The sequence below is a fragment of the uncultured Ramlibacter sp. genome (assembly GCF_936925435.1).
Classification (GTDB): domain Bacteria; phylum Pseudomonadota; class Gammaproteobacteria; order Burkholderiales; family Burkholderiaceae_C; genus Ramlibacter.
Genome location: NZ_CAKZHQ010000051.1, coordinates 18,871 through 40,194, shown reverse-complemented (window position 1 = coordinate 40,194; position 21,324 = coordinate 18,871). Strand labels below are relative to the sequence as shown.

The following is a 21,324-nucleotide window of genomic DNA, read 5'->3' as shown; positions in this document are numbered from 1 at the left end:
TCTCCTCGTTGTGAATCGCTCTGTCGGTCTCAGGGTCCGGCGGTCGCGGCTGTCAGGCCGCGCTCGGGGTCGCGAGCATGCGTTCGATCTCGGCGTTGTGCTCGCCCAATGTGGGCGGCGGCAGCACCGACAGCGAACGCTGGCCGTCGAAGGACACGGGCGGCCGCACGGTGCGGAACTCGCCCATGGTGGGGTGCTGTGCCGACACCAGCAGCTGCAGGTGCTGGGCCTGTGGGTCTTCCAGCGCCTCGTTGGTGTCGTACATGGGGGCGTGCGGCACGTCCTGCGCCAGCAGGCGGTTGCACCAGTCGACCCGCGTGCGGGTGAGGAAGCGCTGGGACAGCACACCGATCATGGCATCCTGGTGGTCGATGCGGGCCTCGCGCGTGGCAAAGCGCGGGTCCTGGAAGATCTCGGGCCGTTCGATGGCCTGGGCCAGGCCCTGCCAGAACTTTTCCGGCGAGGACATGTGCAGCGCCAGCCACTTGCCGTCCTGGCACTCCAGCACATAGGACTGCGAGACGCGCGGCCGGCTGAACGGGCCCATCACCTCGCCGGCCGAGTAGTAGTGGGTGAAGGCGTCCAGGTTCCAGTGGCTCATGGCCTCGAGCATCGAGACCTCGACCTTGCGGCCCACGCCGCTGCGCTCGCGCTCGTACAGCGCGCCCAGCACGCCATAGGCCGCGTAAAAGCCCGTCACCGCATCGGCGATGGCCGGGCCCACCACGCGTGGATTGGCCGGGTTGACCAGCAGCTTGAGGTAGCCACTGGCGGCCTGGGCCACCGTGTCGTAGCTGGGGCGGCCCGCCGAGGGGCCGGTGGCACCGAAGCCGCTGATCGAGCAATAGATCAGCCGTGGGTTGAGCGCGCGCAGCTGCGCCTCGCCCACGCCCAGCTGCTCGGCCACGCCGGGCCGGAAGTTCTGGATGTAGACGTCGGCCGTCTTGACCAGCTCGTAGAAGCGCGCACGCTCGGCGGCGGACTTGGTGTCCACCGTGATGCTGCGCTTGTTGCGGTTGTAGGTCTGGAAGTGCGGGCTGTACAGGCCGCCCTTGAAGGCGCGGAAGGGGTCGCCCGTGCCGGGCTGCTCCACCTTGATGACATCGGCACCCAGGTCGCCCAGCAGCATGCCGCAGGCCGGGCCGGTGATGAAGGTGCCCTGCTCCAGCACCCGCACGCCCTTGAGCACTCCGATCATGCGGCGCCCTCTTTGGCGGCGGCCGGCTTGCCTTCGTAAATGACTTCGCGTGTGGCCTGGTAGGACAGTGCAAAGCCGCTGGGTGTGACTGCCTCTTCGCACAGGTGGGCGATCAGGCCGGCGGTGCGCGCCAGGATGGGCACGCCGCGCAGGCCACGCAGCGGAAAGCTGGTGCCCAGCAGAACGGCCGGGATGGCGGCCGAGACGTTCAGCCGCAGCTCCTTGCCGACGATCTCGGGAATGACCTGCTCGACCATCTCGGCGATCTCGACAAAGCGCAGGCTGGTGCCGGCTTCCAGCGCCACCGCGAACAGGCGCGCCACGCGCGGGTCCCTGTCCTTGTGCAGTGGATGGCCGTAGCCGGGGATGGGCTTGCCGGCAGCGCGCCAGCGCGCCACCACCGTGCGGGCGGCGGCTTCCAGGTCAGCGCCGGCCTTGGCCTCCTCATCCACCTCCGTGAACAAACGGCCCGCCGTCTCGGAGGCGCCCAGGATGACGCTGCCGCAGCCCAGGATGCCGGCCGCCACCGCACCCTGAAGCGCATCGGGCGCCGCGGCATAGGTCATGCGGCTGGCCTGCACGCTGGGCACCAGGCCATGTTCGGCGATAGCCACCAGGGTGGCGTCGAGCACGGCCGCATCGGCGCGGGTGGGGCGCTCGCCGGTGACCAGCAGGCTGAAGTAGTCGGTGAAACTGATCTGGCCGATCAGGTCGCGGCACAGGTCCTCGCCGCGCACCGTGATGCTGTGCTCGTCCGAGGTGCAGATGGCGGTGCGGGGCACCGTGGACTTGCCGATCTTGTTGATCGATGCAGTGGGGGCGCCAGCGCTCATGCCGTCTCCTGCGGAATCAGGCGGAAGTCGTAATGCGCCACGTGGTAGGGCTTGGCCATCTTGCGGCCGTCCATGGCGGTGCCGGGCTCGTGCTGTTCAAACTCCACGATCAGGCTGTCGCGCACACCGAAGACGGCGTCCGAGTCCAGGTAGGGGCTGCCCTTGACGAACAAATGGGTGGTCAGCTTCTTGTGGCCAGGCGCCGACACCATCATGTGGATGTGGCCCGGACGGTTGGGATGGCGGCCCATCTTGCGCAGCATGGCGCCCACCGGGCCGTCGTCGGGCACCGGGTAGTAGGTGGGGCGGATCGACCAGAACCAGTAGCGGCCCTGGGCATCGGTGCGGATGCGGGCGCGGGCGCGCATGCCGCCGTCCTCGATCTGCATGTCGTAGACGCCGTCGCCGTCGCCCGACCAGATGTCCAGCAGCGCGCCTTGCAGGGGCTGGCCTTCCAGGTCGGTGACGCGGCCGCTGTACAGGGCCGGCTCGCCCGACACGCCCTGCGCGATGTCGGCACCCAGCGGCAGCTCGGGCGCGCCCTCCCAGAAGAAGGGACCTTGGACGGTGGCATCGGTGGGCGGCGTGGCGCCGCTGCGGCCCTTGAGGGCGCGCGCATGTTCCAGCGCCACCACCTGCATGGACAGGCCCAGCGTGTCGGACAGCAGGATGAACTCCTGCCGCTTGGCGTCGCAGGCCTTGCCGCAGGCGGTGAGGAACTCGATGGCCTTGAACCACTCGTCGCCCTTGAGGTCGATCTCGCGGGCAAAGGCGTGCAGGTGGCGCACCAGGGAACCCATCACTTGCTTGAAGCGCGGGTCCTTGCAGTCGGTCATGCGGGCGATGACCGCGTCGGTGATGCTTTCCGTGTCGTATTCCAGTTGGGCCATGCAAATCTCCGTCAATGGGGCGGGACTGTATCGATTGACAGGACGCAGAAGAAGTGAAGAATTTCGATGATCCGGATCGATGCCGTCGATCATTCACCTTGGTAAACCCTATGGAACTGCGCCATCTGCGCTACTTCGTCGCACTGGCGGAGTGCCTGTCTTTCACCCGCGCCGCCGAGCGCGCGCATGTCAGCCAGTCCACGCTCTCGCACCAGATCCGCCAGATGGAAGACGAGCTGGGCCACCCGCTGTTCGACCGCATCGGCAAGCGGGTGCTGCTGACCGAGGCAGGCGAGACCTTTCTGGGCCATGCCGCCAAGGCGCTGCAGGAGGTGGACCACGGCCTGTCGCAGCTCAAACGCGCCGGCGACGCGTTGTCGGGCGAGGTGCGCATCGGCGCCACCGGCACCTTCAACCTGGGTTTCGTGCCCGAGGCACTGGCCATGTTCCTCAAGCGCCATCCCACGGTGAAGGTGACGGTGGACGAGCTGGCGGCCGATGCGATCGCGCAGCGGCTGATCGACGAGACCCTGGACGTGGGCATCGCCTACCAGCCGGCCGACCCCACCCACCTGTGGTTCGAGCCGCTCTACACCGAAGAGATGGTGCTGGTGGTGGCGCCCAGCCACCCGCTGGCCCAGCGCAAGCGGGTGCGCATGGTGGAGCTGCACCGGCAAAGCCTGGCCCTGCTACCGCGCGCCTTTGCCACGCGCGTCATGCTGGACGAGTGTTTTCGCGCCTGCGGCGCCGAGCCGGTGATCGCCGCCGAGATGAACACCATCGCCCCCATCGTCGGCCTGGTGGCCCGCACCCAGCTGGCCGCCATCGTCTCCAGCCACGCCGTGCAGCCGCGCGACGATGTTCGCGTCATCCCGCTGGAAAGCCCCAGCCCCGTGCGCACGCCGGGCATGCTGTGGAAGCGCGACGCCAGGCAGACGTCTTCTGTGCGCTCATTCGCCTCCTGCATCCGCAAGCTGGCGCTGGGGCGCAGTTTGCGGGCGGCGGCCTGACGCCTTTTTTAGAGGGAAATCGGCCTGTAGCTCCCGGGAAATGGGCGTGACTTGCTATGGAATTGGAAGCAAATGGGTGGCGATCCGCTCGCCTTGCATGGCCGTGTCTGGCCGGGGCGGACCTGCGGGACATGCCTAGCACACCTGCCTCGCCTGCTGTCCACCTCAGGCGTGGAGAAGGCTGTGGACAAGCTTGTGGAGCCCTTGCGGCAGCCGCGCCGACGCTCGCTCTGCAGCCATTGCCTATTGCTTAGGCAGCTGATCAACGCGGTGCAAAAATACTTCGATCCGTCGCGCAGGAGCGACGGCAGTCAACGACCCAAAGTGGTCTAGCGCGAGCCCGCGTAAGCGCGGGCCTGTCACGCGGGCACAAAGCCTGGTGACGGGCCAGCATCACCTCAAGTGATCGGCGCCGGATTGAAAAGCACGAGGGCGTTGTGCAGCTTCCAGTGCTCGGCCCAGGTCTTCTTGCGGCCGCTGGCGACATCGAGCATCAGCTGGAACAGCTCCCAGCCCACCTGCTCGATGCTGTGTGTGCCGTCGGCGATGGTGCCGGCGTTCACGTCCATCAGGTCGTGCCAGCGGCGCGCCAGATCACTGCGCGTGGCCACCTTGATGACCGGCACCTGCGCCAGGCCATAAGGCGTGCCGCGACCGGTGGTGAACACGTGCATGTTCATGCCGGCCGCCAGCTGCAGCGTGCCGCAGATGAAGTCGCTGGCCGGTGTGGCGGCGTAGGTCAGGCCGCGTTGCCTGAGCTTTTCGCCCGGCGCCAGCACGCCCGAGATCGGCGACGTGCCCGACTTGACGATGGAGCCCATGGCCTTTTCCACGATGTTGGACAGGCCACCCTTCTTGTTGCCCGGCGAGGTGTTGGCGCTCCGGTCGACGCTGCCGCGCTGCAGGTAGGCGTCGTACCAGGCCATCTCGCGGATCATCGCCTCGGCCACCTGGGGCGTGGTGGCGCGCGAAGTGAGCTGGTCGATGCCGTCGCGCACCTCGGTCGTCTCGGAGAACATGACGCTGGCGCCGGCGCGCACCAACAGGTCGGTGCAAAAGCCCACGGCCGGATTGGCGGTGACGCCGGAAAAGGCATCGCTGCCGCCGCATTGCACGCCCACCACCAGCTCGCTGGCCGGCACGGTCTCGCGCCGGCGCGCATTCAATCGCTTCAGATGCACTTCGGCCTGGCGCAGGATGGACTCGACCATGGACATGAAGCCCACATGGGCCTCGTCCTGCAGGCAGACCACGTCCAGCGCCGCATCCTGGGTCTGGCGCTCGTCGATGACGGCAATCGTTCCCGGCGGCATCAGCCTTTCGGGTTGCAGCTTCTCGCAGCCCAGGCTGACCAGCATCACCTCGCCGCCGAAATTGGGGTTCAGGCTGATGTTGCGCAGCGTGCGGATGGGCACGACGGCATCGGGCGCGTCGATGGCCACGCCGCAGCCGTAGCCGTGTTCAAGTGCGACGACGTCGTCCACATTGGGGTAGCGCGGCAGCAGTTCGTCCTTGATCCGCTGCACGGCGAATTCCGTGACCCCGGCCACGCATTGCACGGTCTGGGTGATGGCCAGGATGTTGCGGGTGCCGACCGAGCCGTCGGCGTTGCGGTAGCCCTCGAATGTGTAGCCCTCCAGCGGCGCCATGGGTTCGGGCTTGACGGTGGCAATCGGCAGCTTGTCCAGGCCCAGGGCGTCGGGCATCTGCAGCAGGCGCTCATGAACCCAGCTGCCGGCCGGGATGTCTTTCAGCGCGTAGCCGATGGGCACGTTGTAACGGCGCACCGCGCTGCCCTGGGCCAGGTCTTGCAACGCCACCTTGTGGCCCTGGGGAACGTGGTCGCGCAGCGTCAGGCCGCAAGGGAACACCGTTCCCGCGGGCAGGCCGCCATCGTTGGCGACGATGGCGACGTTGTCGCTGGCGTGCATGGTGATGTACAGGGGGGATGCGATGGCAGCTTGCATGGAATCAATCAAAAAACGCTTTAACGGATGTACTGGTCCACGAAGGCCGCGCCCAGTCCGCACTCGGTGTAGTGCTTGCGGCACATCTCGATCTTGGTGAAGACATCTTCGTAGCCGGTGACCTGCCGGCCGGCGAACAGCCCCTGGTCAAACGTCGCTTGAGTCCCCATTTTTTTCAAGTCCTTTGCCGGTCAGTGTATCGGGTGCGCTGGTGGTGAAGACCGCCAGCTGGTCGTCGAAAGCGCGCTTGTACGCTGGGCGCTCTTCGGCGCGGGCGACATAGGCGCAAAGATTCGGATATTCATCCAGCACAGGCCATGCGCCCAGGCGGCGCAGCACCGTCACCATCAACAGGTCGCCCGCGCTGAACGCACCGTCCAGCCATTGCGCATCGCCGAGCCGGCCGGAGAGCTCAGCCAGCCGCACACGCACGCGGTCGTCCAGAACCTGCTGGCGTTGCGCGTACCAGGGCTGGTCGCGCTCGAGCATCCAGGCAAACCGGTTCTCCAGGATGGGCGGCTCCACGGTATTGAGGGCAGCAAACATCCACGCCACCGCGCGGGCCCTTGCGTTCGCATCGTCGGGCAGCAAGCCGGCATGGCGCTGCGCGATGTGCAAGACGATGGCCCCGGACTCGAACAGGGCGAGATCGCCTTCCTCATAGGTGGGGATCTGCCCGAAAGGATGGAGGGCGCGGTGCGCGGGCTCCTTCATCTCACTGAACGACACCAGGCGGACCTCGTAGGGCTGGCCCACTTCTTCCAGCGCCCAGCGCACGCGCATGTCACGGGCCAGGCCCCTGCCGCGATCGGGCGAGCGTGCAAAGGCGGTGATGGTGGCGGGCATGGGACGCTCCAGCTGCTTGCAGGCGTTCCATTATCCGCGTCCCACCACCTCCCTCAAGCTGCGCAATCCGCCTCTCGCCGCGACGGCGGTGTCGAATGGTGCAGCAGGCGCAGCAGACCTTGCGCTCCATCTGCATGAGGTTCTGGGATGGGCGGCCGCGGCGCTCACGCTGCTGGCCTTCTCATGCAACAACATGCTCCGCCTGCGCTACGCGGCTCTGGCTGCCAATGCAGCCTTCATCGCCTATGCCCTGCAGGCCCAGCTCTGGCCTTGCATCTTGTGCTGGTGCCGGTCAATGTCTGGCAGCTGCTGCAGGCGCGGCGCAGCCAGGCAAAGGGGCTGTCGGAGGCCTTTGATCAGGCCGCCATGCCCCGCCGCTCCGCGGCGCGGGAGGTGCCGCCGTCCTTGGCGACCACCCAGAAGTCATAGAGGTGCCGGAAGTTGAGCGGCGTGACCAGGCCTAGATGTAGTTGCTATAAATTGCGAAGTTCGTGACGCTCGTGCTGCCGGAGTTGCTGTTGATCGAACCGACCGCGAACACCTCCCATTGCTGCCCGCCCCCAATGAGGGTGTCTTGCACGTAGTAGATCGTGCCGGTCGCGGAGCCACTTGAGTTGCCCGATGAGAATGAAAACACCACGGCCTTGCCGTCGTCGGCTATGGCCACTTCGCCGGCCACGGCGTTGTCAGTCGCGAGCCGGATGTTGCCAGTGCCCAAGCTGCCAGTCCCATAACGGATGCCGACGTTCTGCCCGGTCGTCAGGTCCAGCCCCACCAGCGGTTCGATCGCGTCCACCGCGGCGCGCTTGACGACGCTGGTGCCCAGAAACGCGGAGAAATTGAAGACGTCGTTGTAGGTGTTGTCAGCGCGCACTCCGTTCAGGGAGTCGTTGCCGTTGTTGCTGGCCGTGTTCTCGAAGACATAGGTTGTCGTGCCTGTGGGAGATCTGGTGATGGTGTCACCGCCGGCGCCACCGCGCATGGTGTCGTTGCCCCCGCCGCCGACCAGCGTGTCCGCACCCACCGACCCGGTCAGGATGTTGTTGCCGGCGTTCCCGGTCAGCGTGACGGCGCCCCCCGTATGGGTGCTGGCATTGATGTTTTCGGCGGTCGTCCCGTTGGCCGTTGCGGTGCTGTTGGTGGTGACCATGTAGGAAAGGCCCGCCTTGAAGTTGTTGCCCACCACCAGCGTCTCACCCGTGGTCGACCTGAACAGCACGCTGTCGGTGCCCCCCCCACCGGTGACGTCGTCCGCGACCGCGGCGGCCGCGCTGTCGTAGATGAAGAAGTCGTGGCCTGAGCCGCCAACGATGGTGTCCGCGCCCATGCCCCCGTTGATGGTGTTGACGGTGCCGACGCCCGTGCTGCCGATCAGCGTGTCCGCGCCCGAGCCGCCGGTGATGGTGTTCTTGCCCGCGCCCACGCCCTTGAGCGTCATGGCGGTGGTGACGCCGGTGAAATCGATGGTCGCGGCCGATCCGCTGTTGGTGTCGCCCGACAGGTCGATGGTGGTCACGCCGCCCAGGTTGAAGTCGCTGTTGACAATGACGCTGTGCGTCTGCAGGGCCGTGGATAGGGACCGCGCCGTGATCCTCTCGACGCTGGTCATGCGCGTCAGGTCGGACGCCGTCGCCAGGATGATGCTGCCTTCAATCTCGGCGGTGTCGATGTCGCTGCCGCCATTGACCAGGTCGAGCAGCGCGTTCGCCGAAAGAAACAGCGCCATCGAATCGTAAAAGAAGGTGTCGTTGCCGTTGTCGCCGTTGAGGGTGTCGGTTCCGTTGCCGCCGGTGATGAGGTCGTCGCCGCCGCCTGCGTTGACCGTGTCGTTGCCGCTGCCGCCGATGATGGTGTTGGCGGCCGTGCCTGCGTTGACGGTCAGGTTGCCACTCGCCGAGCCCGCCGACAGCGCGCCTGCCGTCAGTGTGACGGTCGCGGCGAAGCTGCCTGCCAGCGACAGAGCCTGGCCCGCGGTCAGCGCCGTCGCGTCGACGGTCTGCGCGGCTTCCAGGGTGGCCGAGTTGTTGCCCGCGGCCAGGGTGAAGTGCTCCACCGCGGCGTTCAGCAAGCTTGCGCCGAGCGCCTGGGTCAGGATGATCCTGTCGTTGCTGCCGCCCGCGGTGATCTGGCTGAACGCGCCGTACTGGTTGGCCCGCATGGTCACGGCGCCGGCCATTGCCAAGCGCTCGACCTGCGTTAGCGTGGCGCCTGCGATGTTGGCGCCGTCTGTGGCGTCCAGCACATCGGCTGCGTTGCTCAGGATGTACGTGCCGGTGACGGTGTTGCCGCCAATGCTCACCGTCGTGGCGTTGCTCGCATCGCCGATGATGCCGACATCCAGCTTGCCTCCGTTCACGTTGAGCGTGTTGGACGCGACGGAGGACAGGCTGTAGGTTCCGACGCTGGCCTTGGCGTTGACGGTACCGCCTGTGGTGATCTTCGCCGCGTCGGTGCTGCTTCCCACCGCGATGGCCATCGCCCCGTGCTGGGCCGCCGTCATGCTGACCGTGCCGGTGATGTTCAGGGTTTCCGCCCCCGTGGTGCCCGCGCCCCCGTTGACACCGGCGATGCTGGAACCACTGGCGGCGGTGATCACGTCGAATCCGTTGTTCAGCGTCCAGGTGCCCGACACGGCCAGCCCTGCCCCGACGGTCACCGTCGTGGCGTAATTCGCTGACCCGGTAATGCCGGTCGCGCCCGTGAGCACCGTGATGTTGTTTGCGCCGCCACCCGACAGCGCATAGGTCTCGATGCCGGTCCATGCCTTCACCGCGCCGCCTGAGGTGATCGTGAGCACATCAGAACTGCCGTTTGCCACAATGCTGGTGAATTTCTCGTGCTGCGCCTGCGACATCGAGATCGTGCTGCCGTTGACGGTGAGGTACCTCGCCGTCGTGTCAGCGCCTCCATTGATGCCGCTGAGGTTGACGCCATTGGCGGCGCCGATCGCGTCGAAGTTACCGCTCAGGGACCAGGTGCCGGTGACAACGGTGCCGGCATCGATCTCCACAGTCGTCGTGCCTTTGTCATCAGCGATGTTCACGCCGCCGTCAGCGGTGGTCATCGACACGGTGTTGGCCTTGCCAGGTTGCGACACGATGTAGCTCTCGACGCCGGCCTTCAGCGTGACGATGCCCTGGGTGGTGATGGTCACCGCGTCCGAACCGCCCGCGCCCGTGATGGCGAGCGCCTCGTGCTGGTCGCGCGTCATGGTGATGGCGCCAGTGAGCGTGAGCTTCTCGGCGGAGGTCACGGCGCCACCATTGACGCCGGCGATGTTCGAAGTGCCGGTGGCGACGATCGTGTCGTCGGTGGTGTGGGCCAACGCCCAGGTGCCGGCCACGGTCTGGCCCGCGACGGTCACCGTCGTGGCGTTTTTCATTGAACCGGTGATGCCCGTCGTGCCCGAGAGCACCGCTAGGTTGTTGGCGCCGCCACCCGACAGCACGTAGCTGTTGATGCCGGCCCCGGCCGTGATGGCGCCGCCGGTGGTGATCGTGATCGAGTCCGAGGCGCCCACCGCCGTGAAGCTGGTGAATCCCTGGTGCTGCGCCTGCGTCATGGTCATGGCGCCGATGAGGTTCAGGCTTTTGGCTGTGGTGGCCAGGCCGCCGTTGACACCGCTGATGTTGGCGCCGGTCGCGGCGCTGAGGCCGTCGCTGGTGCCGTTGAGCGACCAGTTGCCGGTCGCGGTGACATTGGTGTCGACGACAACCAAGGCATCGCCTTTGCCACCCGTGATGTTGACGCCGGCAACCGCAGCAGACACCGACATGGTGTTGGGCGTGCCGGCTTGCTGCGCCACGATGTAGCTTTCTACGCCAGCTTTCAGCGTGACGACGCCACTGGTGGTGATGGTCACCGAGTCGCTGCCGCCGCCGGCGGAGACGGTGCCGGTGAAGGCCTCGTGCTGGTCGCGCGTCATCGTGATGCCGCCGGTCAGCGTGAGGTTCTCGGCCGAGGTTGCTGCGCCGGTATTGACGGCGGTGATGTTCGCACCACTGGTGGCCACCAGCGCGTCGGCGCCGTTGGCCAGGGCCCAGGTGCCTGCCACCGTGCCGCCGCCCACGGTCACCGTCGTGGCGTTGCCGGCCGCGCCTGTGATGCCGGTCGTGCCCGCCAGCACCGTGATGTCGTTGGCGCCGCCGCCAGAGAGCACATAGGACTCGATGCCGGCCTTGGCCGTCACCGTGCCGGCAGTGCTGATGGTGATCGCATCAGCACCGCCAGCGGCCGTGATGGCCAGGCCGTCGTGCTGCGCCAGCGTCATGCTGATCCCGCCTGTCAGCGTCAGGCTCTCGGCAGTCGTGGCCGCACCGGCGTTGACCCCGGCGATGCTCGCGCCATCGGTGGCCACCAGCACGTCGGCGCCGTTGGCCAGGGCCCAGGTGCCGCTGACGGTGTTGCCACCCACGGTCACCGTGGTGGCGTTGCCAGCCGCGCCGCTCAGGCCAGTCGCGCCGGCCAGCACCGTGATGCTGTTGGTGCCGCCGCTCGAGAGTGCATAGGACTCGATGCCGGCCTTGGCCGCCACCGCGCCAGCGGTGCTGATGTTGACCGCATCGGCGCCGCCGGCGGCCGTGATGGATGTCAGGGCCAGGTACTGCGCCTGCGTCATGGCGATGCCGCCGCTCAGCGTGAGGTTTTCTGCGCTGGTGGCGCTGCCCGTGTTCACGCCCGAGATGTCGGCGCCATCGGTGGCGACGAGGCTGTCAGCGGCGTTGGCCAGGGCCCAGGTGCCACTGACGGTGTTGCCGCCGACCGTCACCGTGGTGGCGTTGCCGGCTGCACCGGTCAGGCCGATCGCACCCGCCAGCACCGTGATGTTGTTGGCGCCGCCGCCAGACAGCGCATAGGCCTCGATGCCGGCCCTGGCTGTCACCGCGCCACCGCTGGTGATGGCCACGGCGTCCGAGCCGCCGGCGGCCGTGATGGACGTCAGGCCCAGGTACTGCGCCTGCGTCATGGCGATCCCACCGGCCAGGGTCAGGCTCTCAGCGGTCGTTGCCGCGCCGGCGTTGACCCCGGCGATGTTCGCGCCGTTGGTGGCGACGATCGCGTCGGCACCATTGCCCAGGGCCCAGGTGCCTGACACCGTGCTACTGCCCACGGCCACCGTGGTGACATTGCCAGCCGCGCCACTCAGGTCTGTCGCGCCCGCCAGCAATGTGATGGCGTTGGCGCCACCACCCGAGAGCGCATAGGACTCGATGCCAGTCTTGGCTGTCACCGCACCTGCGGTGGTGATGGTGACCGCATCGGCGCCGCCGGCCGCCGCGACAGCCAAGGCCTCGTGCTGGACGCGCGTCATGGTGATGGCGCCAGTGAGTGTGAGGTTCTCAGCCGTGGTCGCCGCGCCTGTGTTGACGCCGGCGATGTTGGCACCACTGGTGGCCACCAGCACGTCGGCGCCGTTGCCCAGCGCCCAGGTGCCCGACACCGTGTTGCCACCCACGGTCACCGTCGTGGCGTTGCCGACCGCACCGGTCAGGCCGGTCACCCCCGCCAGCACCGTGATGTTGTTGGCGCCGCCGCCCGAGACCACATAGGACTCGATGCCGGCCTTGGCCGTCACCGTGCCGCCGCTACTGATGGTGATCTTGTCCGCGCCACCGGCCGCCGTGATGGCCAGCCCATCGTGCTGCGCCAACGTCATGGCGATCCCGCCAGTCAGCGTAAGGTTTTCTGCGCTGATGGCGCTGCCCGTATTCACCCCCGAGATGTCGGAGCCATCGGTGGCAACGAGGCTGTCGGTACCGTTGGCCAGGGCCCAGGTGCCACTGACGGTACCGCCACCGACGGTCACCGTGGTGGCATTGCCGGCCGCGCCGCTGATGCCAGTCGCGCCCGCTAGCACCGTGATGTTGTTGGCGCCACCACCCGAGACCGCATAGGACTCGATGCCAGCCTTGGCGGTCACCGCGCCGCCGCTGGTGATGCTGATCTTGTCCACACCGCCGGCTGCCGTGATGGCCAGCGCGTCGTGCTGCGACAGCGTCATGGCGATGCCACCGGTGAGCGTGAGGTTTTCCGCAGTCGTTGCCGCGCCGAGGTTGACCCCGGCGATGCTCGCGCCATCCGTGGCCACCAGCGAGTCGGCGCCGTTGGCCAGCGCCCAGGTGCCACTGACGGTGTTGCCACCCACGGTCACCGTGGTGGCGTTGCCAGCCGCGCCGCTCAGGCCAGTCGCGCCGGCCAGCACCATGATGCTGTTGGTGCCGCCGCTCGAGACCGCATAGGACTCGATGCCGGCCTTGGCGGTCACCGCACCGCCGGTGGTGATGCTGATCTTGTCCGAGCCGCCGGCCGCCGTGATGGCCAGCCCATCGTGCTGTGCCAGCGTCATGCTGACCCCGCCTGTCAGCGTGAGGTTTTCTGCGCTGGTGGCGCTGCCCGCATTCACGCCGGAGATGTCGGCGCCATCGGTGGCGACGATGCTGTCGGCACCATTGCCAAGGGCCCAGGTGCCCGCCACTGTGCCGCCGCCCACGGTCACCGTGGTGGCGTTGCCGGCCGCGCCGGTCAGGCCAGTCGTGCCCGCCAGCACCGTGATGTCGTTGGCGCCGCCGCCCGACAGCGCATAGGACTCGATGCCGGCCTTGGCCGTCACCGCGCCGGCGCCGCTGATGGTGATCGCATCGGCACCGCCGGTCGCCAAGACGGTGCCGGTGAAGGCCTCGTGCTGGACGCGCGTCATGGTGATGGCGCCGGTGAGTGTCAGGTTCTCGGCGGTGGTGGCGGCGCCGGCGTTGACGCCGGCGATGTTCGCGCCATTGGTGGCAACCAGGGTGTCCGCGCCGTTGGCCAGGGTCCAGGTGCCGGTGGCGGCCAGGCCACCGATGGCCAGGCTGCTGGCCGTGCCGGCGGCGCCGCTGACGTTCTGCGCCGCTGCGCCCAGTGTCGCGGTGTTGGCGAAGTTGCCCAGCACGAAGGATTCCACTGCCGCACTGAGCGTGCCCGAGGCCGGCGTGGTCAAGGTCAGCGTCTGTGCGCCCGGCGCCGTGGCCACCAGCGCGGCCTGTGCGGCCGTCATGGTGTAGTTCTGGCCGGTGGCCAGGGTGATGCTGTCGATGCCCGCCACGCTGATGGCCGACACGTCGGCGCTGGTGGCGGCCGTGGCGATCACGCTGTCGGCGCCCTTGGTCTTGAGCGTGGCGGCGACGCCGCCGCCCAGGGCTGCCAGACTGTCGCGGACGATGATGGTTCCGCCATCGGTGAGCGTGCCGGCGGCGCCAGCGGCACCGATGCGGCCGATCGCGGCTTGCGCTGCGGTCAGCGTGTAGCTCTCCCCGCTGGTCAGCTGAAAGCCTGTGACGCCAGTGGCGGTGAAGGTGCTGAGGTCCTCGCCGGTGGTGTTCGCCACGACCAGGGCCGTGCCGGCGCCGCTGAAGGTCTTGCCCGACGCCAGCACGCTGCTGATGCTCAGGGTGGTGCCGGTGGGCACGACGATGCCGGTGATGGGAGCGGCGGCGGTGCCGGTGGTGCCGCTGCTGGTGAAGGTGAAGACGCCAAGCGCCTCGGTCACGCTGATCTGCGCGCCGGCAGTGGTGAAGGAAACGATGTCGCCGCCATCCTTGCTGACGGCGAAGACCGGGTCGGGCGCTGCCGGCGGCCCGACCGGAGGAACCTGTCCGGTGCCGGTGATCGCCAGCACCTTGGCCTGCAGCGACGCCTGCGCGCTTGCCAGGCTGGCGTCCGACGCATCCACAGAGTGAATGAAGTTGCGGGCCAGCGCGGCCGCCGCGGTACCGGCGTAGCCGTTGATCTCTGCCGGGGTGTCGAGCTGCTCGTAGAAGCTGTGCGCCAGCGCCAGCTTGTTGCTCACCGCGGCCTTGTCCGCATTCTGCGCGCCGGTCAGGATGGCCATGGCGGCCTGGGCGGGGCTCAGGCGCCCCGAGTTCACTTCCTGCTGCCAGTAGGCCTGGCCTGCAGGCTCCGCATCCCGGTTGAACAGGCTCTGGTAGATCGCGTTGACCTGGGCCGTCCCGAAACTGCTGCCGTGCAGGGCCACCGACTCCGGCGAGGCGCTGAAGGCGGCGGCCACGTCCTTGAGTTCATGGTTGCCGCTGGTGTAGAAACGCATGCCATCCGCATCAGGCGGGCGGCCGAAGTAGGCAAGGTACAGCTGGAACAGTTGGTCGGTGGTGACGGACATTTTCAGACTCAAAAATGGCCTTCCACGTCAAGCGACGCGTCATGCCAGACTGGGATCAAGGATGGGAACGCAGGACGCTGCGCGGGGCAGCTTGCGTGGCGACACGAAGGCGGCGGCAGGTTGGAGGCCGCTGGCGGTGCTGGCTGAACTGCCCAGGCACCGCAGACAGACTTTCGTTGAGGGGACCACACCCCAGGCGGGAAATGCCCGCGGAGTGTAAGCGAACGTGACCCAAACGAACAGCCTCAGGTGAGCAGGCCTTTTTTGCTTCCAAGTTGATAGCAACGAAGGCTTTATTTTCAGGGGCTTGACGGCTATTTCGCCTCGAAACGCCAAGTAAAAACCGCCCCGCCCCCCCGGCCGGCCTGGCTTGCGCCCCCTTATGGATCCCGTATCGAGGAACTACTTCACGAAAGCAGCGGCCTCAGCCGCGCGCCTGGACGAGTTTCCAGCCATTGCCCGAGGGGTCGCGAAAGCCCGCGTCCACCGTGCCGTAGCGGTCCGTCGGCTCCTGCGTGAACTCCACGCCCCTGGCGCGCATCTGCTCGCAGGCGGCGCGGCAGTCCGTGACGCTCAGCACCAGGGGCGGCATCGCGCCCTTGGCCACTAGCGCGTTCAGTGCCTGGGCAGTCGCGTCGTCCATGACTGGCGGGCCGGGTTTGCACAGACCCAGCTGGAACGAAGGCTGGTCCGGGTGCTGCACCGTCAGCCATCGGTAGTCACCGTTGCGCACATCCGTGTGGACTTTGAAACCCAGCTTGTCCACATAGAAGACAAGCGCCTCGTCCTGGTCTCGCACATACAACCCCACCGACTGAACACCTTGGCTCATCACAGCTCCTTTGTTTCTGAAGCCGTGGTTGTACCGGCCGCCGCCTGGCGCCGCTTCTCCGAAACTGCGGTTCTCAGATCGGGTCGCTGCGCCGCACTCAAGAAGCAGGCTGGCACATAGCCCGGCGCCAGCGCCGGCCCGCGGGAGCGCACGGCGCTTGGGCTCTCGCCCGTGATGTCGCGGAAGGTACGCCCGAAGCTGCCAAGACTGGCCCAACCGGTGCCGAAAGCGATCTCGGTGATGGGCATGTCCGTGTCGCGCAGCAGGGTCGCGGCTTTCTCGATGCGCCGCGTCAGCAGATAGCGGTGCGGCGGGACGCCGAAGGCTTGCTTGAACAGGCGCGCGAAGTGCGCCTCGGAGATGTGGCTGACGCGCGCCAGCCGCTCGACCGGCCAGGCCTCCTGCGAAGCGGCGTCCATCCTGTCCCTGGCGCGCAGCAGGCGGCGCAGGACCTCGGCTTGGATGGGAGCGGGCAGGTCCATGGTCACGCAATCCGGCTGACATCGCCGTTGCCCGGCGTGGCGCTTTCGTGGAACAGGTCGAACAGGAACTGCGCAATTTCCTCTGCTTCAATGAAGTCCGGCACCACGAAGCCGGCCGGACTGCGCTTGCAGTCCGCACCCACAGCGTAGGCCTGCCACAAGCCGGCTTCGCGCTGGACCAGGTAGATGCGGCCGAAGACGCTTAAGCGCAGGGGAGGCATTGCGCCAGTCTAACGAGACAGGCGATATGGAAGACCGGCATGTCCGCTTCCGACCATAGCGGACCTCGTCCAGCGGGATGCGTCCAGAGATAGACCGCTCTCACGTAGAAATGACCGACGGACAGTCGGGCGGCGAAAGCCGACAGATAGGACGTCCGTATCGATTGCCAAGTTAGGGCTCACCAGGAGCTTCCTTGCCGCGACGGCGGCCCCGGAACAGCACACACGAGCCCACGCCGATGAGCGCTGCGGCAGTGCCGCCAAAGAGTTGAGCAATTGGCCACATGGTCGCTCCGCCGCCGCGGTATGGCAACACATACGCTTCAACGAGCAAGAGCGACAGGAAGCCGAACCAGGGGATAGCAGCGCCGGCAAGAATGGAGAACCACCTTCGATGGATGCGTGCGCACATGGCACCCACGAATGCAGAAACCGCAACGATCAAAAACCAGACTGTCATGGTGAACTCTAACGTTGGAGTTGCCCGGCGCGCACCGATACTGCGCCGCATGGCGCAGGCTCGTCCACACGCTTTGCGGCGCGGTGCCGGTGCGTGTCCGCGTCGAACGACCCGTTAGACCGCACCGCCGCTCCTCCACTCCCGCTTCAAGAGTGAGTGCAGCATCAAGTCATGATGTGACCCGGCCCAATAGCCGACTTCTCGTAGACACCCTTCCTCCACAAAACCGAGCCTCCCAAGCAAGGCTAAGGACGCTCGGTTGTCGGGATGCACATTTGCTTCTACTCGGTTCAACTCCATCTCCCTGAATCCCCAAGCAAGAACCGCAGCTAGAGCCTCACTCATATAGCCGCGGCCCTGGTGCCGTGGGGAAATTTCATAGCCCACCACGCACATTCTCCAGTTTCGATTCCAGCGGAACAGGCCGCAAGATCCAATCAGGCCGGGGACGCTTTTTAACTGTACGCCCCAGCGGGTGCCGGACGCAGGTTCCTCACGCCATTTCGCAAACGTCTGGATCAGTCTTCTCGCCCCCTCGACGCCTGTTAAGGGATCCGATCCAAACCACTTCATGTGCTGGGCGTCGCCATGAATGCTCAAAAGATCTTCAGCATCAGTGTCAACGATCTCCCGCAAAAGGAGATTCTGAGTCTCGAGCTCCGGGAAGTGGCTCATAGTGCGGTCAAACGTCGGAGTTGACCGGCGCACAAGCCAGGTGCGACCGAAGGAAGCATACGCACTTGTGCGTCCGTGTCCAACAACCTGTTAGGGTGCATAGCCGCTCCTCTAGTAAAACCACGCGAAGTAGACAGCAACCGCGACCGTCCACCCCGAGGCGAGCGCTGCCCAGATCAACCGCTTGAACCTACTTGCGCTCGCGAATACTCCCAAGATTGCGAGCGCCGCAGCAATGAAGAACCACCCCTCGACTACAGCCAAAAGGTCGTAGGCCGTGTGAATTCCGGTGCGACTTCCGGTAGTGAGCTGACGCTCTGAAATTCCCATGTAGCCCAAAGCTGTGCAGATGAGCGCTGCGCACACAATCGCCGCTGCTAGAAATGGTGGCATGAGGCTACGCTTCACATGCGCCCTAACGAATGAAAGGGACTTCCCCGTCCCGGGCCAGCCGCGTGTTGCGGCGACCGGCAACGAAGTGCCACGATGGGAAGTGCGAAGGTCTCATCAACTCACTCGGAAGGGGAAGTTGGCTATTGTCACTCTGGGAATTGAACTGGCAAAGAACGTCTTCGCCGTGCATGGCGTGGACGCCACAGGCAAGCCCGGCCTGGTACGCCCGGGCATTGCGCGCGCCAAGCTGCTGGAGCTGGTCGCGTCGCTGCCGCCGTGCCTGATCGGGATGGAGGCATGCTCGGGCGCTCACCACTGGGCACGCCTGTTCGCCGCCCACGGCCACACCGTGCGGCTGATGGCGCCCAAGTTCGAGGTGCCGCATGCGCTCACCGACATCCGCACAGTGCAGGAGCTTCTCAGCCATAGCGATGTGAGCACCACGATGATCTACACGCATGTCCTGAAGGTGGCCGCGGGCGGCACAAGGAGTCCTCTGGATGCCATTTTGGCCGGGTGAGGTCCGCACTGGCAGGGCCCATCAAGCCTTGGGCAGCGTCTCCCACCACTTCGCCCCAAAGTGTCCCTGCAAAAAAGCAATCAGCGCCTGGACCTTGCCGGGCACGAGCTTGGGCGAGGGGAAGACGGCGTGGATCTCCTGCTCGGGCAGGCTGTGGTCGCGCAGCACCTCCACCACCTGGCCGGCTTGCAGTGAATCGGCCGCCACGTAGCGCGGCAGCGCGGCGATGCCCAGGTCATTGCGGCAAGCCGCCAGCACGGCCGACAAATTGTTGGAACGCAGGCGGCCGCTGACCGGCACCGTCACCGGCTCGCCCTTGGGCGAGACCAGCCGCCACACATCGTCGCCCTGAACACTGCTGTAGACCAGCGCGTTGTGGCCGCTCAGGTCCGAGGGACGCTTGGGCGTGCCGTGCTTTTTCAGGTACTTGGGCGAGGCCGCCAGCAGCCAGGGGTTCATGCCCAGGTGGCGCGCGCCCAAGGTGGAGTCGGCCAGCTTGCCCATGCGCAGGGCCACGTCCAGGCCCTGGGCCACCAGGTCGCTGTAGCGGTCGTCGAAGCTCAGGTCCACCTGCACCTGCGGGTGCTTGGCCATGAACGCCAGCGCCAGCGGCACAACGACGCGGCGGCCGAAGGCCACCGAGGTGCCGATGCGCAGCAGGCCCTGGGCCTGCGACTGGCGCAGCGTCACGATGCTCTCGGCTTCCTGCGCGTCGCGCACGATGCTCTTGCAGCGCTCGTAGTACAGCGCGCCCGATTCGGTCAGGCTGACGCCGCGGGTGTTGCGGTTGAGCAGCCGCACCTTGAGCCGCGCCTCGGTGGCCGCCACCTGCTTGGTCACCGTGGGCTGGGTGGTGGAAAACTCCTTGGCGGCCTTGGAAAAGCTGCCCGTCTCCACCACCCGCACAAACATCTCCATTGCCTGCAGGCGGTCCATGGCTTGTCTCCATCTATTCCGTTATGGAATGGATGTTATGGCCCCCAGCCGTCTTCTTCAATCCGCCGCGCCTTCCTACAGTCGTGACCCCGATAGCAGTAAAGGAGACAGCAATGGCAAGAATGACCGCAGCCCAGGCAGCCGTGTGGGTGATGGAGAAAGAAGGCATCACCCAGGCCTTCGGCATCCCCGGTGCGGCGATCAACCCACTGTACTCGGCCTTGCGCAAGCAGGGCACGATAGGCCACATCCTGGCGCGCCACATGGAGGGCGCCGCCCACATGGCCGAGGGCTTCACCCGCGCCACAGCCGGCAACATCGGCGTGTGCATAGGCACATCGGGCCCCGCCGGCACCGACATGATCACCGGCCTGTACTCGGCCCAGGCCGACTCCATCCCCATCCTGTGCATCACCGGCCAGGCGCCGCGCGCCCGCCTGTACAAGGAGGACTTCCAGGCCGTGGACATCGAGACCATCTCCAAGCCCGTCACCAAGTGGTCGGTCACGGTGCGCGAGCCCGCCCAGGTGCCGCGCGCTTTCCAGCAGGCCTTTCACCTGATGCGTTCGGGCCGGCCCGGCCCGGTGCTGATCGACCTGCCGTTTGACGTGCAGGTGGCCGAGATCGAGTTCGACCCCGACACCTACTCGCCCTTGCCGCTGTACAAGCCGGCCGCCACCCGCGCCCAGATCGAGAAGGCCCTGGCCATGCTCGAAGAAGCGCAGCGCCCGCTGATCGTGGCCGGCGGCGGCATCATCAACGCCGACGCCAGCGCCCTGCTGGTGGAGTTCGCCGAGCTGACCGGCGTGCCCGTCATTCCCACCCTGATGGGCTGGGGCACCATCCCCGACGACCACCCGCTGATGGCCGGCATGGTCGGCCTGCAGACCAGCCACCGCTACGGCAACGCCACCATGCTGGCCTCGGACTTTGTGCTGGGCATAGGCAACCGCTGGGCGAATCGCCACACGGGATCGATCGAGGTCTATACCAAGGACCGCAAGTTCGTCCACGTGGACATCGAGCCGACCCAGATCGGCCGGGTCTTCGCGCCCGACTACGGCATCGTCTCGGACGCCAAGGCCGCATTAGAGCTGTTCGTGCAGGTGGCGCGCGAGCGCAAGGCTGCCGGTGCGCTCAAAGCCCGCAATGCCTGGGCCGGCGAGTGCCAGGAGCGCAAGCGCAGCATGCTGCGCAAGACCAATTTCGACAACGTGCCCATGAAGCCCCAGCGGGTCTACCAGGGCATGGGCAAGGCCTTCGGGCAGGACACCTGCTACGTCAGCACCATCGGCCTGTCGCAGATTGCCGGCGCGCAGTTCCTCCATGTCTACAAGCCGCGCCACTGGATCAACTGCGGGCAGGCCGGCCCGCTGGGCTGGACGGTGCCCGCCGCCCTGGGCGTACGCGCCGCCGACCCGACGCGGCGCATCGTCGCACTGTCGGGCGACTTCGACTTCCAGTTCATGATCGAGGAGCTGGCCGTGGGCGCGCAGTTCCGCCTGCCCTACATCCACATGGTGGTGAACAACTCCTACCTCGGCCTGATCCGCCAGGCCCAGCGCAACTTCGACATGGACTACTGCGTCCAGCTGGGCTTCGACAACATCAACATCCTGGATGAATCGGCGCCCGAGCGCGCCTATGGCGTGGACCACGTCAAGGTGGTCGAGGGCCTGGGCTGCAAGGCCATCCGCGTGCACCGCCCCGACGAGCTGGAGCCGGCCATCGCGCAGGCCGAGGTCTGGATGAAGGAGTTCCAGGTGCCAGTGGTGATCGAGGTCATCCTGGAGCGGGTGACCAACATCGCCATGGGCATGGAGATCAACAACATCATGGAGTTCGAGGACCTGGCGACCACGGCCGCCGACGCGCCCACCGCCGTCGCTCCGATGCTGGACTGAAC

At 66.8% G+C, this 21,324-nt stretch carries 15 protein-coding genes and 2 pseudogenes; 3 read left to right on the top strand and 14 right to left on the bottom strand.

Annotation, left to right across the window (positions count from 1 at the left end; all coding sequences use genetic code 11):
• Window positions 1–52: 52 nt before the first annotated feature.
• The 3 genes from Q0632_RS21125 to Q0632_RS21115 are packed head-to-tail and all read right to left on the bottom strand — an operon-like array spanning window position 53 to window position 2,921.
• Window positions 53–1,198, bottom strand: a complete 1,146-nt coding sequence (locus Q0632_RS21125; RefSeq protein WP_298933942.1) for a CaiB/BaiF CoA-transferase family protein — start codon at window positions 1,196–1,198, stop codon at window positions 53–55.
• The gene (locus Q0632_RS21120; RefSeq protein ID WP_298933941.1) at window positions 1,195–2,031 is read right to left on the bottom strand and encodes a citryl-CoA lyase; all 837 of its coding nucleotides are present in this window, start codon (window positions 2,029–2,031) and stop codon (window positions 1,195–1,197) included. Before Q0632_RS21120 ends, Q0632_RS21125 begins: the two co-directional genes overlap by 4 nt.
• Window positions 2,028–2,921 carry an intradiol ring-cleavage dioxygenase gene (locus Q0632_RS21115; protein ID WP_298933939.1) on the bottom strand — a complete coding sequence of 298 codons (894 nt, stop codon included), beginning with the start codon at window positions 2,919–2,921 and terminating at the stop codon, window positions 2,028–2,030. The genes Q0632_RS21120 and Q0632_RS21115 overlap by 4 nt, the downstream gene beginning before the upstream one ends.
• A gap of 110 nt (window positions 2,922–3,031) precedes the next feature.
• Between Q0632_RS21115 and Q0632_RS21110 the strand changes: the two genes are divergently transcribed.
• Window positions 3,032–3,931, top strand: a complete 900-nt coding sequence (locus Q0632_RS21110) for a LysR substrate-binding domain-containing protein (protein ID WP_298933937.1) — start codon at window positions 3,032–3,034, stop codon at window positions 3,929–3,931.
• A 398-nt stretch (window positions 3,932–4,329) separates the two neighbouring features.
• On the opposite strand, the gene garD is transcribed toward Q0632_RS21110, so the two are convergent.
• From garD to Q0632_RS21060, 10 genes and pseudogenes are all read right to left on the bottom strand, one after another.
• The gene (gene garD / locus Q0632_RS21105; RefSeq protein WP_298933934.1) at window positions 4,330–5,898 is read right to left on the bottom strand and encodes a galactarate dehydratase; all 1,569 of its coding nucleotides are present in this window, start codon (window positions 5,896–5,898) and stop codon (window positions 4,330–4,332) included.
• A 20-nt stretch (window positions 5,899–5,918) separates the two neighbouring features.
• Window positions 5,919–6,068 (bottom strand): hypothetical protein, encoded by a 150-nt coding sequence (locus Q0632_RS21100; protein WP_298933932.1) that lies wholly within the window; start codon window positions 6,066–6,068, stop codon window positions 5,919–5,921.
• The gene (locus tag Q0632_RS21095; RefSeq protein ID WP_298933930.1) at window positions 6,046–6,744 is read right to left on the bottom strand and encodes a glutathione S-transferase family protein; all 699 of its coding nucleotides are present in this window, start codon (window positions 6,742–6,744) and stop codon (window positions 6,046–6,048) included. The genes Q0632_RS21100 and Q0632_RS21095 overlap by 23 nt, the downstream gene beginning before the upstream one ends.
• A gap of 362 nt (window positions 6,745–7,106) precedes the next feature.
• Window positions 7,107–7,202: pseudogene (locus Q0632_RS21090) on the bottom strand (LysR family transcriptional regulator); the annotation flags it as partial.
• Between the two features lie 2 nt (window positions 7,203–7,204).
• Window positions 7,205–14,899 carry a DUF4214 domain-containing protein gene (locus Q0632_RS21085; RefSeq protein ID WP_298933928.1) on the bottom strand — a complete coding sequence of 2,565 codons (7,695 nt, stop codon included), beginning with the start codon at window positions 14,897–14,899 and terminating at the stop codon, window positions 7,205–7,207.
• A 424-nt stretch (window positions 14,900–15,323) separates the two neighbouring features.
• The gene (locus Q0632_RS21080) at window positions 15,324–15,731 is read right to left on the bottom strand and encodes a VOC family protein (RefSeq protein WP_298933926.1); all 408 of its coding nucleotides are present in this window, start codon (window positions 15,729–15,731) and stop codon (window positions 15,324–15,326) included.
• Window positions 15,731–16,213, bottom strand: coding sequence for a helix-turn-helix transcriptional regulator (locus Q0632_RS21075; RefSeq protein ID WP_298933924.1), 483 nt, complete (start codon window positions 16,211–16,213; stop codon window positions 15,731–15,733). The genes Q0632_RS21080 and Q0632_RS21075 overlap by 1 nt, the downstream gene beginning before the upstream one ends.
• Before the next feature lie 2 nt (window positions 16,214–16,215).
• Window positions 16,216–16,434 carry a hypothetical protein gene (locus Q0632_RS21070; protein ID WP_298933922.1) on the bottom strand — a complete coding sequence of 73 codons (219 nt, stop codon included), beginning with the start codon at window positions 16,432–16,434 and terminating at the stop codon, window positions 16,216–16,218.
• 172 nt (window positions 16,435–16,606) lie between these two features.
• Window positions 16,607–16,894, bottom strand: coding sequence for a hypothetical protein (locus Q0632_RS21065; RefSeq protein ID WP_298933920.1), 288 nt, complete (start codon window positions 16,892–16,894; stop codon window positions 16,607–16,609).
• Window positions 16,895–17,008: 114 nt separating this feature from the next.
• Window positions 17,009–17,569, bottom strand: coding sequence for a GNAT family protein (locus tag Q0632_RS21060; protein ID WP_298933918.1), 561 nt, complete (start codon window positions 17,567–17,569; stop codon window positions 17,009–17,011).
• A gap of 529 nt (window positions 17,570–18,098) precedes the next feature.
• Here Q0632_RS21060 and Q0632_RS21055 point away from each other — a divergent pair.
• Window positions 18,099–18,332 (top strand): annotated as a pseudogene (locus tag Q0632_RS21055) (IS110 family transposase); the annotation flags it as partial.
• 171 nt (window positions 18,333–18,503) lie between these two features.
• On the opposite strand, the gene Q0632_RS21045 reads toward Q0632_RS21055, so the two are convergent.
• Window positions 18,504–19,418, bottom strand: coding sequence for a LysR family transcriptional regulator (locus Q0632_RS21045; protein WP_298933917.1), 915 nt, complete (start codon window positions 19,416–19,418; stop codon window positions 18,504–18,506).
• 113 nt (window positions 19,419–19,531) lie between these two features.
• On the opposite strand from Q0632_RS21045, the gene gcl reads away from it, so the two are divergent.
• Complete coding sequence (gcl, locus tag Q0632_RS21040; RefSeq protein WP_298933915.1) at window positions 19,532–21,322, top strand: glyoxylate carboligase; 1,791 nt, start codon at window positions 19,532–19,534, stop codon at window positions 21,320–21,322.
• Window positions 21,323–21,324: the final 2 nt, after the last annotated feature.

Bases quoted from the DNA above. Each gene is read 5' to 3' on its own strand.
- Q0632_RS21125 (WP_298933942.1), bottom strand. From the start codon at position 1,198: ATGATCGGAGTGCTCAAGGGCGTGCGGGTGCTGGAGCAGGGCACCTTC.
- Q0632_RS21120 (WP_298933941.1), bottom strand. From the start codon at position 2,031: ATGAGCGCTGGCGCCCCCACTGCATCGATCAACAAGATCGGCAAGTCC.
- Q0632_RS21115 (WP_298933939.1), bottom strand. From the start codon at position 2,921: ATGGCCCAACTGGAATACGACACGGAAAGCATCACCGACGCGGTCATC.
- Q0632_RS21110 (WP_298933937.1), top strand. From the start codon at position 3,032: ATGGAACTGCGCCATCTGCGCTACTTCGTCGCACTGGCGGAGTGCCTG.
- garD (WP_298933934.1), bottom strand. From the start codon at position 5,898: ATGCAAGCTGCCATCGCATCCCCCCTGTACATCACCATGCACGCCAGC.
- Q0632_RS21100 (WP_298933932.1), bottom strand. From the start codon at position 6,068: ATGGGGACTCAAGCGACGTTTGACCAGGGGCTGTTCGCCGGCCGGCAG.
- Q0632_RS21095 (WP_298933930.1), bottom strand. From the start codon at position 6,744: ATGCCCGCCACCATCACCGCCTTTGCACGCTCGCCCGATCGCGGCAGG.
- Q0632_RS21085 (WP_298933928.1), bottom strand. From the start codon at position 14,899: ATGTCCGTCACCACCGACCAACTGTTCCAGCTGTACCTTGCCTACTTC.
- Q0632_RS21080 (WP_298933926.1), bottom strand. From the start codon at position 15,731: ATGAGCCAAGGTGTTCAGTCGGTGGGGTTGTATGTGCGAGACCAGGAC.
- Q0632_RS21075 (WP_298933924.1), bottom strand. From the start codon at position 16,213: ATGGACCTGCCCGCTCCCATCCAAGCCGAGGTCCTGCGCCGCCTGCTG.
- Q0632_RS21070 (WP_298933922.1), bottom strand. From the start codon at position 16,434: ATGCCTCCCCTGCGCTTAAGCGTCTTCGGCCGCATCTACCTGGTCCAG.
- Q0632_RS21065 (WP_298933920.1), bottom strand. From the start codon at position 16,894: ATGACAGTCTGGTTTTTGATCGTTGCGGTTTCTGCATTCGTGGGTGCC.
- Q0632_RS21060 (WP_298933918.1), bottom strand. From the start codon at position 17,569: ATGAGCCACTTCCCGGAGCTCGAGACTCAGAATCTCCTTTTGCGGGAG.
- Q0632_RS21045 (WP_298933917.1), bottom strand. From the start codon at position 19,418: ATGGACCGCCTGCAGGCAATGGAGATGTTTGTGCGGGTGGTGGAGACG.
- gcl (WP_298933915.1), top strand. From the start codon at position 19,532: ATGGCAAGAATGACCGCAGCCCAGGCAGCCGTGTGGGTGATGGAGAAA.